9 protein-coding genes and 4 pseudogenes are annotated in these 15,131 nt (G+C 53.6%); 9 read left to right on the top strand and 4 right to left on the bottom strand.

All coding sequences use genetic code 11. The features are described 5' to 3' along the window. Positions 1 to 7: 7 nt before the first annotated feature. Entirely contained in the window at positions 8 to 2,698 is a 2,691-nt protein-coding gene (locus tag GR138_RS29885) for a hypothetical protein (RefSeq protein WP_160862909.1), read from the bottom strand. 253 nt (positions 2,699 to 2,951) lie between these two features. On the opposite strand from GR138_RS29885, the pseudogene GR138_RS31025 reads away from it, so the two are divergent. After that, positions 2,952 to 3,080 (top strand): annotated as a pseudogene (locus tag GR138_RS31025) (winged helix-turn-helix domain-containing protein); the annotation flags it as partial. A 53-nt stretch (positions 3,081 to 3,133) separates the two neighbouring features. Here GR138_RS31025 and GR138_RS29880 read toward each other — a convergent pair. Beyond that, complete coding sequence (locus tag GR138_RS29880; RefSeq protein WP_160862908.1) at positions 3,134 to 4,033, bottom strand: hypothetical protein; 900 nt, start codon at positions 4,031 to 4,033, stop codon at positions 3,134 to 3,136. A 734-nt stretch (positions 4,034 to 4,767) separates the two neighbouring features. Here GR138_RS29880 and cysD point away from each other — a divergent pair. The 5 genes from cysD (at position 4,768) to GR138_RS29855 (ending at position 10,220) form a co-directional block, all read left to right on the top strand. Continuing rightward, complete coding sequence (cysD, locus tag GR138_RS29875; protein WP_160862907.1) at positions 4,768 to 5,667, top strand: sulfate adenylyltransferase subunit CysD; 900 nt, start codon at positions 4,768 to 4,770, stop codon at positions 5,665 to 5,667. Continuing rightward, complete coding sequence (cysN, locus tag GR138_RS29870) at positions 5,667 to 7,568, top strand: sulfate adenylyltransferase subunit CysN (RefSeq protein ID WP_160862906.1); 1,902 nt, start codon at positions 5,667 to 5,669, stop codon at positions 7,566 to 7,568. The genes cysD and cysN overlap by 1 nt, the downstream gene beginning before the upstream one ends. Position 7,569: 1 nt before the next feature. Beyond that, positions 7,570 to 8,364, top strand: a complete 795-nt coding sequence (gene cysQ / locus GR138_RS29865) for a 3'(2'),5'-bisphosphate nucleotidase CysQ (protein WP_160862905.1) — start codon at positions 7,570 to 7,572, stop codon at positions 8,362 to 8,364. Between the two features lie 14 nt (positions 8,365 to 8,378). Then, positions 8,379 to 9,170 carry a sulfite exporter TauE/SafE family protein gene (locus tag GR138_RS29860; protein ID WP_202402921.1) on the top strand — a complete coding sequence of 264 codons (792 nt, stop codon included), beginning with the start codon at positions 8,379 to 8,381 and terminating at the stop codon, positions 9,168 to 9,170. 111 nt (positions 9,171 to 9,281) lie between these two features. Next, positions 9,282 to 10,220, top strand: a complete 939-nt coding sequence (locus tag GR138_RS29855) for a hypothetical protein (protein ID WP_160862904.1) — start codon at positions 9,282 to 9,284, stop codon at positions 10,218 to 10,220. Positions 10,221 to 10,362: 142 nt separating this feature from the next. Here the strand turns inward: GR138_RS29855 and GR138_RS29850 are convergent. Beyond that, positions 10,363 to 11,448: pseudogene (locus GR138_RS29850) on the bottom strand (IS3 family transposase). A gap of 598 nt (positions 11,449 to 12,046) precedes the next feature. Here GR138_RS29850 and GR138_RS29845 point away from each other — a divergent pair. Further along, entirely contained in the window at positions 12,047 to 12,535 is a 489-nt protein-coding gene (locus GR138_RS29845) for a CBS domain-containing protein (protein WP_160862903.1), read from the top strand. 77 nt (positions 12,536 to 12,612) lie between these two features. Then, positions 12,613 to 14,484 carry a capsular polysaccharide export protein, LipB/KpsS family gene (locus GR138_RS29840; protein WP_160862902.1) on the top strand — a complete coding sequence of 624 codons (1,872 nt, stop codon included), beginning with the start codon at positions 12,613 to 12,615 and terminating at the stop codon, positions 14,482 to 14,484. Positions 14,485 to 14,578: 94 nt separating this feature from the next. Here GR138_RS29840 and GR138_RS29835 read toward each other — a convergent pair. After that, positions 14,579 to 14,878 (bottom strand): annotated as a pseudogene (locus GR138_RS29835) (integrase core domain-containing protein); the annotation flags it as partial. Between the two features lie 26 nt (positions 14,879 to 14,904). Between GR138_RS29835 and GR138_RS29830 the strand changes: the two are divergent. Then, positions 14,905 to 15,131: pseudogene (locus GR138_RS29830) on the top strand (transposase); the annotation flags it as partial.

Below are 15,131 nucleotides of genomic sequence, written 5' to 3'. Positions count from 1 at the left end.
TTGGCCATCACGGGATTCGGCTGCGCAGGTCCGCAATCTCGGCCTGAAGGGCATCCAACCGGTCGACTAGCCCTGACACAGCCGCCCAAAGGTAGGGCGTGCGCTTAGCTTGATCTACGCTCCACGGGACATAAACGGCCGCAACTCGCTGCGCCGTCAGCAGAGGAGCGTTAGCCTCGATTGCGTTTATCTCCGTCTGCAGCGTGCTAGCGACGCCCCTCTGCCCCGCGCTCAGCGCCACGCCGAACTCTTCCAGCAACATCTCATGCTCCGACCCATAGCTGGACCAGCCCTCCGCGACCGCTTCATGCGTCTGCGGATTGACCCAGCATACATGCCCTTCCGTCACTGCTTCCCCTGTTAAGGGATCCACCCAGCCGCCCGGCGTCGCGAGATCATGCGACACCTGGTAGGATGTCTGCGCGCCCCAACCAACGGCATAGCCGCCGCCTTCTTTCCAGGTGAACTCCCGGACAGGATCCTGCCGAATGATCTCGATCGCCCTTTCGGAAGAGAGCGGGCCGATGAAGTCCTTCCGCGTCTCGTCGGAGGTCGTATTGTAGGCAGTGCTTGTATTTGTCGTTGCTATGCTCCCGACAAGTCCGCCACGTGTATAGAATGCAAGTCGTGCCTCCGCCGCCGAAGACGGCGACGAAAAGCGCCAGATATTGGCCGCTGGATCATAGGACGTACCATAACGGCCGCCCTTTGCATGATAGCCCCCCCCCCATGCCTGTGACCCGAAACTGACGTTATCGCCGACACCGGTACCTGGCATGGTGTTGCCGAAGGCAAGGAATTCCGCAACGGTGCCCTCGACCTTTATCCCGCCAGCACGTACATCTTGGATGCGCACATTGGTGAGGCCGGCCGTGCCATTCGGCCCAACGACGCCAAGATTCGGCGCGGTGTGGCGCAGCAAACGCATGATCTGTACGCCCATTTTGCGGTTGCTCAAACCGGCTTGGCCATCGAAAACATAGTCGTGTCCGCCCCTGACTTGGCGGATTTCGTCGAACAGAACCTGTTGGACGGAGCCCATACCATTGGTCGGCGGCACCGTTGCAACGTCGCCAAAGGTGATAGCGCGGGCGCATTGGAAAATCGCGTCCACGTTACCGTCGAGCGTGATATTGGACATCGTAACGTTTCGTCCGTGTCCCCAGATGAGAGCGCCGATGTGGCCGGCCTTTCCCGCGCCAATGTAATTTGTTCCGGCCACCGGGTAGCCGGAACGCCCAAGCCAGTCCGCCCGTGTCGTCAGGTCATCGTTGATTTTGACACGAACGTCGCGAATCGCAATATTGCGCGCGTAGGCAAACACGAATACGCCGGTCTTTTGCGGGGGGATATTGGGGTTGGCAGCGAAGTCGAATTCACCCCAAGGATAGTGGCCGCAATCCTCGACATACCCGCCATCCCACACAACATCGAAAACGCCGATATTGCTGACATTGCGATCATTCGTCGGAGAGCCGACTGCGTGCGCGAAGATGGCGCAGCCGCAACGCCTGGCCGTGAAATTTTTCATGACGATGCCGATAGACCGTTTCAGGGCGTTGGTTGGCCCGCCCCAATCGCCGGACTGGCCACCAACGCGGATAGCGCGGAAACAGTCCTCCGCCACACAATCCTCATAGACGACATTGGTGGCGCCAAGTTCAACACCGAAGGCGCCGCCGCCGGTCCCATTGCCTGTGCCGTCGCGCATCTTGCGTCCGACGCAACGCACGAAGCGCGCATTCGAAAGTCCGCGTGCACCGCCGAAGAGGTTGGCGTTCTGCTTGGCGGCCGGCTCCGGCAGTTTACTGCCGTCTAGGATGACATCACTGATGTAGACGTTGCTCACGATCCGCCGAATCTCCGGCTCTGGTGGCATCCAGACGTTGTTCACAAAGCCACCCGAGGCCGGCCAGGCAGTCGGATACAAGATTGCGCCCTGGCCATAAACAGTTAGGTCGCTATCCCAGCATATTGCCTCGGAGCAGTTATATTCCAAACCCTCCATTCTGCACGGGATTTTGGCGCGTGCCGCGTAGCTCCATGCCGCTTGCACGGCCGCCCGGTCATCAGCCACGCCGTCGCCGGCCGCACCGAACATCCTCGGTGTCACGTGGAGGGCAGGCGCGAATTTCCGGCCGGCGGCGTCAGGAAAAGGTCCATTCACGTCCGGCTGCATAACCATGCCAGCCACGAGGATCATGTCCTGCGCCACCGTCGCCATCGCCAGTGCTGTGATATCGGCAAACCTGCGCATCGCTTGTGGCACCGCGCCATACCAGACGCGACCATCGGCTGAGAGGAAGGTGTCCGTGCTCCCGTTTGGCGCGTCGATGTAGAGCCCGGCGCGCCCGTCACCGATAGCGAGCCATCCGCGGAGCGTGATACCGTGCACCGACGAAGGAATATCGGCAGCGACCGCCGCCGCACGGGTGTCGAACTCGAATTTGCCGTTCGCCGCAGCAATCGCGATTTCCGCTGCAGCCCGCGCCTCCGCAAGCGAAGCCCCCTCTGCCTGCCGGTTGACGAGTTGGTTGTCCGAATTCCAGCCGAGCAGGCTGACGCCGTCAGACGGGGGCAGGGTCTGCGATACGCCGTCAAACTGAACCTTCAACGCCGGGTCGGATTGGGTTAAGTGGGCCGCACCCGTGTCGCCAGCAATGAGCGCACCGACACGCAGGAAGGAACGACGATCCATGCATACTCCATTCTACCGTGGAATATGCAGACAACCAATATTTCCCGTGGCTGGCAAGAGCACTACCGCGCGGGGACGGTAGCAATCCCAATGCCATCATATCATGCTTACACAGCGTCTCGTTGAAATTGGCGCATGGCTTTTGCAAGACGAGATGAATCTGAATCGATAGTGCAAACGGGAGGTTTGCGATAGGTTCACCCTTGCACGGTCCCGTTTGAGCTAGCACCAGCGGGCTGCCCTAGCATATGCCATGGAGCGCGGGCCGACACTCTATCTCGATGGCGTCGTGCGTTGGCGTATGGGCGATCTGGCCCAATGGCTGCGGGACGAATTCCGTGCCTCGGTGAGTGAACAAACGCTGAGCCGAGAGGTGCGCGCCATGGACTGCCGCAAGCTGGCTTTACGCGAGGGCGACGATGCGACCTTCAAATGTCAGTCATGGAAAGCAATTGTCTGCCAGTCGCTGACTTCGGCTTGTTTGAGAGTCGCTAGCATCGCTTCAGCGGGAGGAAGAGTAAGACGTTCAGATTGTCGTGAGAGCCAACGGGCATGAACCAGGCGGATTTCAACAGGAATGCGATTGACGCCGAGAGCTAGAGCCGCCGCCATGCGATGTTTCCCGCTGCTATGCCGTACGAGCCGACCGTCCGCATTAATCGCGACGCCGATAGGGCGCTCTGCAAGGTCTTGCCAAAAAGAGCGTGTCCATCTGTGTCCACGGCCGGTGTGATTAAACAACCCAAAAATGGAGTGATGCACAATGCCCTTAGTCTCGATGCTTTTGATGAGAGCAAGGTAATATTCGAAATAGCTGTCCAATTTTTCTATCGTATCAATCTCGACGCGGTTACGTTTCAACATGTCGCCGCGCTTGATTTTATCGACGTAATGAAGGTACCGGGGGCCTCGGCGAAAATCCCGGCCGAATTGGGAAAGCTCGACAATCTCGGAATGAGAACGTGAGCCGTGGAGGGGGCGAGTAATAGGCTTCCAATCGCTACCATCTACAAAATACTGACCGATCCAACGCACGCGCTCTCCATCGAAGAGGTGGTCATGCAGCCGTTGATTCACAGTTTTTGGGTCAATCATCAGAAGGAGTGTGTCGCGAAAATAGAAGCGGCATTGCACGGGCGATAGAGCTCCGCCCCCTCGCATAGCAACTCGCTTAACTGCCCGGTCGAACCGGCTCGCGAAGCCAATTTGCGCAGCCAGATAGTCATATACCGGCACGAACTCGGTCACGCGCCGAAGAAATGACGGCGCTGGTAACGGCATGCGGGCCGCTACTTGTTGATAAGTTGGCCCTGGAAAATTCTGCTGTTTAGTCAATTCGGTATCCGACTCCTTAAGAACTCTTACGTCGTTTGCTACCTAAACGTAGGAATTAGTCGAGTCCGACAACATTTGACCCCTAAAGTGACGCGTGCAGACGCGCAACGGCGCGGAGAGCGGTTGTGAAATTAGACACAACCTGATGTAATCGTCATGGCTTTTGAAGATCATTCGGGGGAGCCGTTCGTCCCTTGCGTCATGGTCAAATCTCAAATTATGTGGCCGATGTCGGAGAAAAAGCTCAAAGTTGAGGGCCGAGTCTTGAGATCAAGTTGAAACGACACCTCAACCTCTGTTCCCCGCGTTTATGAGGAACATGAAGCTCCTGCCTGTCGCCTGTAGCCAATTTCGGCGATGGAGAGGTTGCCTTGCGGTCGCAATCCGACGAACCGACGAGAATGAATAATCTGGCAGGACATCGTGATGTCTCCTTGTTCGCCAATATAGGAGGCGGCGTCCTTAAACTCAATAACTGAAAAGCTGCGAGCAATGACGTGTCGGCGGTGACCTGACCGTCAGACTAGCAGCGACGAGCGCCGGGCCAAACCTCGTTGAAGGCGTCGGTGGAAGGATTGCAGGCGCGGCTCCACATCTGACGGTTGAAGTTAGAGCACGACCAACTTTGATGCTTGACATCTGGTTTGATTTTTTGAATGAAGCCCCGCGGCAGGATAGGTCACGGCCCCGGCCCCTTATGTCCGGCTAGCCATTCTTTAGAGGACATTTTCGGAATGCATCTTTCTCATTTGGATAGGCTCGAAGCCGAGGCGATACATATATTTCGGGAAGTGGCGGCAAATTTCTCGAATCCGGTGATGCTCTACTCCATCGGCAAAGATTCGTCTGTCATGCTGCATCTCGCGCTGAAGGCGTTTTATCCGGCAAAACCCCCATTTCCGTTTCTGCACATCGATACGACGTGGAAATTCAAGGAAATGATCGCTTTCCGTGACCAGATTGCAAAAGACCTTAGCTTCGACTTGCTCCTTCACGTCAATCCGGACGGAATTGCAGAAAACATAAATCCGTTCCGGCATGGTTCCAACTATCACACCCATGTGATGAAGACATTGGGTCTTCGTCAAGCGCTCGATAAGTATCGGTTCGATGCAGCTTTCGGAGGCGCCCGTCGTGATGAAGAGAAGTCGCGAGCCAAGGAGCGGATATTCTCTTTTCGTACCGCCAAACATACTTGGGATCCAAAGAACCAGCGACCGGAGATGTGGCGCACATACAATACCCGGGTCAATAACGGCGAAACCATTCGTGTATTCCCGCTTTCGAATTGGACAGAACTGGATATCTGGCAATATATCCTGAAGGAAAGCATCCCAATCGTTCCGCTTTATTTTGCCAAGGAGCGCCCAGTCGTCGAGCGGGATGGCATGCTGATAATGGTGGATGATGATCGCATGGAACTGGAGGCAGGCGAGACGGTCGCGAAGCGCCTGGTACGTTTCCGTACCCTTGGTTGTTATCCTTTGACTGGAGCCGTTGAATCCGACGCCGACACGATGGAGAAGATTCTGGCGGAAATGCTCACTGCCCGCACTTCGGAGCGTCAAGGTCGCATGATCGACAAGGATGAGGCTGGTTCAATGGAGAAGAAAAAGCGCGAGGGATATTTCTGATGACGCGAGAATCCGCAAGCGTCTCGGCTGGCGATGTCGCCGCCTATTTGAACGCCCAAGAGCGCAAGTCGATGCTTCGCTTCTTAACCTGCGGCTCTGTCGATGATGGAAAATCGACGCTCATTGGTCGCCTCCTATATGATACAAAGCTGATATTCGAGGACCAGCTTGAGGCGCTTGAAAGCGACAGCAGAAAGCACGGTACAGCCGGTGAAAATATCGATTTCGCGTTGCTGGTTGACGGTTTGGAGGCCGAACGCGAGCAGGGCATCACCATAGATGTCGCTTATCGTTTCTTCGCGACGGAGAAGCGAAAGTTCATCGTTGCGGATACGCCTGGCCACGAGGAATATACTCGTAACATGGCGACAGGCGCCTCCACTGCGGACCTCGCCGTGGTTTTGGTCGATAGCCGCCAAGGTATATTACGCCAGACACGGCGGCACTCCTTCATCGCTTCCTTGCTCGGAATACGCCACATCGTTCTGGCGGTGAACAAGATCGATTTGATCGCCTACGATCAGGCAACCTTCGATGACATCGTCGCTAACTATATGGTTTTCGCAAAAGATCTCGGTTTCGATACGATTGTTCCTGTCCCAATATCGGCTCGCTTTGGCGATAACATCACCACTCGTTCCGAGAATATGCTTTGGTACAAGGGCCCCACCCTTTTGGAGCACCTTGAGACTGTGTCGATCGAGACCTATGCGCTTAGCAGACCGCTCCGCTTTCCCGTCCAATATGTCAGCAGGCCGAACCTCAATTTCCGCGGCTTTGCCGGGCAGGTTGCCTCCGGTCGGATTGCGGTTGGCGAAGAAGTTATGGTTGCGAAGTCTCAGCAGGTTTCGAGGGTCAAGGAAATTGTCACGCGCGGTGGCAAGCTCACTGAAGCGGTAGAGGGGCAGGCGGTTACTATCGTTCTTGAAGACCAGGTAGAGGTTTCGCGCGGAAATATGCTGGTTTCGCTCTTGGATAGGCCAAGTGTCGCCGATCAATTGCAGGCCCATGTTATCTGGTTTGACGTCAATCCACTTATTCCGGGACGCAGCTACATTCTTCGCACCGAAACGGATAGTGTGAACTGCTCGGTGACGGCACTGAAATATGAGATCGACGTCAATACCTTCGCCCAGGAAGCTGTAAAGTCGCTTTCTATGAATGGTGTAGGGGTGTGTAATATCTCTCTGCAGTCCCCAATCGCCTTCGATCCATATAAGCAGAACCGCGCCACCGGAAATTTCATCATCATCGACCGCTACACGAATGCGACGCTAGGGGCGGGCATGATCGACTTTGCGTTGCGGCGGGCCGAAAATGTGCATTGGCAGACACTGGAGGTCGACAAAAAGGCTCGCGCGTTACTGAAGCATCAGAAACCAGCCGTTCTTTGGTTCACTGGATTATCAGGTTCGGGCAAATCGACGATCGCTAACAGTCTGGAAAAGCAACTTCACGCCAGCGGCAAGCACACTTACATGCTGGACGGCGACAATATAAGGCATGGGCTTAACCGCGATCTAGGCTTCACTCCAGAAGACCGGGTTGAGAACATCCGGCGGGTGGCTGAAGTTGCAAAGTTGATGGCCGATGCGGGTCTGATCGTGCTGGTTTCCCTCATTTCACCGTTCCGCTCCGAGCGTCGTCTTGCACGTGATATGATGGATGATGGTGAACTTGTCGAAATCTTTGTTGATACCCCAATCGAGGAATGCGAGAAGCGTGATCCGAAGGGACTTTATCGCAAGGCGAAGATCGGGCAGATTGCGAATTTTACGGGTATCAGCTCCCCGTACGAACCGCCCGAGAACCCGGAAATCCATTTGCCCACAATCGGTCATGACCCACAGGAGCTGGCTGGGAGAATTTTCGACTTCCTGAAAAGAAGAGGCGAGAATTGACGTGACCTTCCTCGAAAGTTTTGAGCAGATCGCGTTCGCCGCTGGTCGTGTGATCATGGAAGTATACCACAGTGAGATCGCGATAACCACCAAAGCCGACAAGACACCGGTAACAGAGGCGGACGAGAGAGCCGAAGCATTGATCTTAAAGGAATTGCGAACACGGTTTCCCGATATTCCCGTTGTCGGGGAAGAGGAAGTGTCCGCTGGCCACGTACCGAGGCTCTCCGAAAATACCTTCATTCTGGTAGATCCGCTCGATGGTACGAAGGAGTTCATCAATCGGCGCTCTGACTTTACTGTCAATATAGCACTTATCGAAAAAGGGGTGCCGGTGGCGGGGATCGTTTTTGCCCCTGCGCGGGGCGTAGCTTATGTAGGAGCTGGGACCAAAGCTGAAAAGCTTGTCGTATCTCAAGAAGGTGTCCTTATCGATCGGCAACCGATTAAATGCCGGTCTAGGGGCGACAGGCTGACGGCGGTGGCGAGCCGCTCGCACAGTACCCCCGAAACCATTGCGTTTCTCAAGAAACAGGGCATCGAGGATCACAAGTCCGTCGGCTCTTCCCTGAAGTTTTGTCTCGTTGCTGAGGGCGAGGCAGATGTATATCCCCGCTTTGGCCGAACCATGGAGTGGGATACGGCAGCTGGCGACGCAGTGTTGCGAGCAGCCGGCGGAGTAACACTTAAGACAGATGGATCATTATTCTGTTATGGAAAGGTCGATCAGCCCGATGACGTTGCCTTTGCTAACCCGCATTTTATCTGCTGGGGCCATTTTTCAAAACCGCTTTAGGGTCAACGAAGCTCTTGATTGACTGGCAATATTCGCTATTGGGCCTCTTTGTCGGCGCCTTTGTTGGTATAACCGGAGTAGGCGGTGGCTCTCTTATGACCCCGATCCTCGTGCTATTTTTTGGCATTCATCCGATTGCAGCTGTTGGCACTGACCTTCTTTATGCAGCGATCACGAAACTCGTTGGAACGGTCGTACATGCACGTAAACAAACTGTGAACTGGACGATTGTCCGTCTTTTGGCGACAGGTAGTATCCCAGGGGCACTTCTGACCATATTCCTGATTTCCAGCATCGGAAAACCAAGCGGCGGGGCGGCCAACCTAATTGTAGCCGCCCTAGGTTTCATGCTTGTCCTAACTTCCGTTCTACTAATTTTCCAGAAGCAGCTTTTGCTGTCCGTGGAACGGTGGGGAAAGCCGCCGCACGCGAACATCTCGCCTCAGCACTATCCCTGGCCGACGGTAGCGGTCGGTTTCATCATTGGCGTACTTGTAACGCTGACCTCGGTTGGCGCAGGCGCGCTCGGCGCTACCATGATGCTGATCCTTTATCCGCGGCTGCGGCTAACGGATATAGTCGGCTCCGATATCGCGCATGCGGTTCCACTGGCATTGATTGGCGGAATTGGGTATTGGGCCATGGGAGGAGTCGACTGGAGCCTACTCACGTCGCTCCTGGCTGGTTCCATACCAGGCATCATCGTCGGCAGCCTCCTTGCCACGTCTGCGTCTGACCGTTTCATTCGTCCCATGCTTGCTGCTGTGCTAGCGGTCATAGGCATGAAGCTAATTCTGTCTTCATGACGTCAGTTCTGATTTGCCTGGACCGAATTGTAAACCAAGTGTGAATCACTATTCCTACTGGATGATGCAACGGTCAAAGCGTGGCGAACAATATGAGAAAGAGGCGAAAGAATGGATTATCGAAACAGTAAGATCGCGGTTATCCACATCGGCACGATGAAGGTTGGGACAACCAGCATCCAAAAATTCATGGCTGAGAACAAAGAAAAAATTTACGCCGACACGGGCCTTTGGCCAATATGTCAATATACCAGAACGCCTCAGCAACTTCAAGAAATACTAAGATCTGAAAAGGCAACAGGCAAGTCACTGATGATTTGTGACGAAGGGTTTTGGCACCATGCATTCGTAAACAAGCGGGTGGATTTGCTGGGCATCAGAGATATTCTTGCGGATTATTCATTCAAAGTCGTACTGTATGCCCGGCGTCCGGCCGAATTTCTGGAATCGTGGTATTTGCAAGGGTTGAAGTCTGGCACGGGAGCAGTCACTCTTGACAAATTCCTTAACTCGCCATCCGTAAGTGAAGGATTGAATTTCCAAGAGCGGCTCCCGAGATTTGTGAAAACCTTCGGCGACGTGACGGTGCGAGCCTATGAGCGTAGCCAGTTGGTTGGAGGCGATGCCATTACAGATTTCCTGTCATTCTGCGGCATTTTGCCAGACGGCTTTGTATTCCCGGCTAAGGCAAATGAGACACCCGATCCCAACGCACTCATGATGGCGAGGTTGATGCGTGAATTTGCCCCGCAAAGCGATCACGAAAATCTGCGCCGGGCAACCGAGCGCCTTACATCCAAGGAAAGATACTCAATACTAACATCTGACGAAATCGTCGAGATCAATCGTCGATACTCTCCGCAAATCCGGTTTCTGCAAGAGCAATATGGGAGGCCCGGCCGAACTTCCTTCTTCGACGAGGCAACTGTCAGGCTGGGTCATTCGGATTCCCGCTCAATACGTCGGATTTATGATGAGGTCATTACGGAAATTCTGCGAAACAAAACAACTCGTCCCAAGTGGAGTCTGTCGCGGTTCGGAGCGAAATGACATTTTAGGCTCTTGCTGTGCTCTGAGCCTCTCCGTTGGACGGCCGGTGAATAGCACCTAGGGTCAGGACTCGCTGATCAAAGTGACCTGAGCCCCTTGTTCCCTCCAGTTTTCGGGAGAGTCTTGGGTTTTCACTCTCGCCTTATGCCGCCTGTTTTTCCAGAGCGATTTTCAATGCGAACTCATTGGGCGTGATATTGCCCAGTGGGGAGTGTGGTCTTTCGGTTGTAGTCCTCCTTCCATTCGGTGATGTCTGTCCGCGCTTGTGCCGGCGATGAGAACAGGGTTTCGTTAAGGCATTCATCCCGGAACCTGCCATTGAAGCTTTCCACGAAATCGGTTTACCTAGTGCGATGTAGTGCCATTCGACGCGCGTACCTTGGCACCACTTGAGAACGGCCATGCTCGTCATCTCCATGCCGTTGTCAGAAACAACGATCCGTGGCTTTCCGCGCAAGCGGTGAATCGCATCCAGTTCCCGTGTAAGCCAGCGAACCTGAGAGCGATCTGTCGACGACCAGCGCCAGGCATTCGCGGGTGAAGCCGTCAACGACAGCCAAGACCCGAAAGCGACGACCATCCGTGAAAGCGTCACTGACGAAGTCGAGGCTCCAGCGCTCATTGGGACACGGCGGCAATGCAAATGGCCGTCGCGTTCCCAAGGCGGGCTTGCGACCGCCACGTTTGCACACAGTCAGCTTCTCTTCACGATAGAGACGTCGGGGTTTCTTCAAGTTCATGACGACCCACTGCCGATCCAGCATGACGTGAATGCGCCGATAACCGAACCGACGGCGCTCGGACGCGACCATCCTCATAGCCTCACGGATATGCCTGTCATCGCGCCGAATGCTGCGGTATCGCAGCTCGACCGATCAATGCAGAGAACTTCGCACACCCGACGCTGGCTCACACCATGCGTCTCGCAGACATGAGCTACAGCATCTCGCTTCACATCGGGCGTCACAATTTTTGCGGCGACGTCCTTCAAAACCGCATTATCCAGCATGGTCTCGGCTAACAGCTTCCTCAGCTTGGCGTTCTCATCTTCCAGAGCCTCCAGCTTGCTGGCATCGGAAACCTCAGTGCCGCCAAACTTCGCCTTGTATTTGCAGAAGGTCGCGCCCGATATACCGTGCTTGCGGCAGACCGCAGCCGTCTTCAGGCCGTTTTCCTCTCCCTTCAAAATCCCGATGATCTGTTCGTCCGTGAACCGTGAATGCTTCACGCTCGTCTCTTCGCTGTGACGGACTTTACCAAAATTTGGAGGAACATCAGGGGCTCGGGTTACAACGGGGTAAGGTCACACCTCAAAAAACTGTCTTTTTTTATCCAACTGATCTATCCAAGACACGCGACCGCAAAAACACCGAAATAGGGACTCATGGTGGAGGGAGATCTCGTACTTGAAAGCGATGGTGCTATCATTCCCTCGATCCGTATGTCTGAGACAGAGAATACAGAACTTGTCGCGCTTACGGGAGCGCTCCAGGCCGGACTTTACGATGCCTTCTGCGAGGCGTCGCACCTCACCGGCGGCATCAGCGGGCGCGTTATCGTGACAGGTATCCGCAAGTCCGGTCATATCGACGCGAAGACCGCGGCCACTCTAACATACGCTGACACACCGTCCTTCTTCGCCCATATTCTTGAAGCGAACGATGGCGATCCTGGAATGATCGCGCGGGATGAGGTTGTTTTTCGCCATATTTTGGATTCGCGAGACCTCCGATCTTCCATGCACTATCAATTATACGCGCTTCTTCCAAATTCTCTAGATCTCCTTCACCTATGGCAAGTATTTTTCCTCGGTACGGGAGGACATTATGATTTTCCTGCTTCGGATGGAGAACGAGGCCCACCAACACAGCTTAGCATCAACAAACTATACGCTGACTCAACTATCGATCGTCAAAAATAAAATGTATTCTGGCGAAAATATACTGCCAAACGCGCTCAGCACCTTGATGTCGAATGCCATCATAATACTCGCCCAGAAGCGCGATGGCTGCGCCGGCATCACTCACAATCTGATATGCGACCACGCCGAACCCGATTTCGTGATAACGCGCAATCCGAATAGGGTAAAGCCGACGACGCTGGTGATGTGCGCGCTCGGCTTGATCAGCCGGCACAGCATTTCAACCCTGACCGTCACGAACAAGATTTTTCGACCTTTCAGCGTTGTGCATTTTGATAACTTACTCAGAATCGGCGTCGTTGAGTGTTTACTTAATACCTGCTTCACTGGCAGAAAGATGCATCTTACTTTTCCCGCCAATAGAAATTCCGGAAAGCCCTGCACCATGAATTAACAGGTGACTATTTAGATAGAAATGCAGGATAAATTTAATCGCGACAGCATAGTGCAATACGACTGAGGCTATTTTACATGGTGATTGACCACCTTAAGAAACTTGCAAAATCCGGCAGATACCTTCATCTGTTCGGCCTCGGCCTTTCGTTATCGTCATGTATTTTGAGAATTTTTCCAAGATCGAGTTTCTCACAAGAGATATTGGAAGCCCGTCTGTTTTTGGAGTACAGTAAGGGAAATTTAGCGGCTGCTGAGGATATTCTTATTGCCTTTGCGCGTCACTCAAATCCACCCACTACAGCAATCACCAAATATATTTCCCGCATTATTAACATCGGCAAGGCCCGCCGGGTATCAGAACTTCTAAAAGCTGGAACGCTTTCGGAAGGTAATTATGCGCTTGTACACGCGGCTGAATCGCGTCTGGTTGATGATCCAGTACAAGCTCTTAGAGTTCGCAGTAAGCTATCGCTACAAGCTGGCGTTTCAACGCATACCGTTGGAGCGGGACGATCCGCCCTCCTTCAACTCCATGACAACGCCTCACTGGCCACTGACGGAATGGCTTTCTTTCGGGCCGAACCGGAGCACATTGATTTCAAGTTCCTAATCGCAATCGCTGCGGCTGCTGAAAGTGTGGAGCGCGAAGATCTTTTCGCATCGGCTGTCGGGCGCATCATTGCGGATCTCATGCGAGTTACGAACGATGAAAAACTATCCATAAGGTATATGGCAGACGTCGTAACAGCAAAACTAACGCTATTCGATATTGAAGGAGCTGAAGCCTTTCTGAGGCAAGCTTTCCTCGTGAAAAGATCAAAGGCACAGACATTGCTGTCTCACGTTGTCGGCATAAAAGATGAAGCCTCAGCTTATCTTCACGCCGTATCGAAAGCGCGTGATCACATTTATATGCGAGCTAACGGCTCCAGTGAGAACTCCGAGCTCCCCGTCGTTATATTTTCTGCCGCCGCTTTCCGAAATAACAGTATTGACTACAATGGATTTCGAAGAGAATTACGATTTATTTTTGGTCAAATAATAAAATTTCTTGATGATAAAGGAATTGAATACGCCGTTCATGGAAGGATTAAAACGCATGGACATATACGCTTAGGTCGTCCATTTTTCTCTTATCACACTATTTCTGACTCAAATTTCGGTCTTCACTTCAAGGAGGCCGATAGACCTTCGTTATTCAGCTTCGATAATAAGGGATATGCAGGTTGGTCCTGTTTCTCTCAACGCTCGGCAGAAAACGTTATCGATCTCAGCACCGTATCATCGCAAGAGGCAAGTGCCTTCTTTGAGAGTGAAAGGCGTCGAGTTATTGGAGGCAACATATCAAAGTATGCTCAACCCCCTGTAGACGCGGCACATAGCCTGCCGGATAAATACATTTTTGTTGCCACTCAAGTACTCGGCGATGCTGTGAGTAGCATATCATTCTTGAGCCAGTTTCAAATGCTCGACGAAGTGTTGGCAACCGCCCAGACAGCAGGGCTTGCGCTTGTGATAAAGCGGCACCCGATGTGCACTTCCCCGGAGGTTTCACACTATTTGAATAGGGTAAGGAAGCTGCCTAACGTCACAGTGTCTACCAGCAGTATCCACAAGCTGATTTCTAATGCAGAGGCCGTCTGTGTAATTAATTCTGGTGTAGGTTCGGAAGCACTCCTGCATGACAAGCCTGTCTACGTGTTTGGACGATCGGACTATATGGCTGCGTGCTTCATATGCAGGGAACTGGGTGACTTCGCTCGATTTTTCACCGCTGGAAAAACAAGGCTATCGAGACATCAACTTGAAAGATTTTGGTACATTTATCGCAATGAGTACTCGATCGATACGCGAGATCATCAAGCCGCCTCTATAAGAATTGCTGAGAAAATTGAGCAGCACCTTTCACAATTTCCCTTCACAAGCACTGGGAAGCTCTCGACCTGAGCCCCATCTTCCCTCCAGTTTTCGGGAGATTCTTGGGTTTTCTGCTCTGAGACCGAACCTTGGACCGCCGGGAGCTGGAGTTTTCCGGCCCTGATCACGATGACGGGCTCGCTGCGCCACCGGAATTGTGCAGGGCAATCGGCACGTTATATCCGATTGCCGAGTGAGGACGCTCCTGGTTATAGTATCGACGCCAAGTCTCCAACTTTTCGCGGGAATCTGCAATTGTCAGGAACCAATGGGCGTTCAGGCACTCTGCTTGCAACTTGCTGCTGAAGGCCTCGATGAAGCCATTGTCGGTCGGTTTGCCAGGCCGTGAGAAATCCAGGGTGACGTTGTTGGCATAGGCCCAGAGGTCGAACTCTGAATAGCCCCTAGATTTGCAGACGCCTTCTTCCCTAATTTTGGGGCAAGAAGAGCATCATAAGCAAATCGAATTTCAGCGATGATTTCAAGCGCGACGCGGTGCGTCAGATCACGGAGCGGGGCTATCCGGTTGCGGAGGTTTCGCAGCGGCTGGGCGTCAGCCAGCGTTCGCTTTACGAATGGAAGAAGACGTTTGCCGCGTCAAACGCCAAGGGGTAACGACGAGGCCGAGGAGATCAGGCGGCTGAAGAAAGAGCCGGTTTGTCAATCGGCGTCCAAAA

Origin of the sequence: Shinella kummerowiae, from assembly GCF_009827055.1 — a bacterium.
Classification (GTDB): domain Bacteria; phylum Pseudomonadota; class Alphaproteobacteria; order Rhizobiales; family Rhizobiaceae; genus Shinella; species Shinella kummerowiae.
This window is presented reverse-complemented; position numbering and strand designations above follow the sequence as displayed.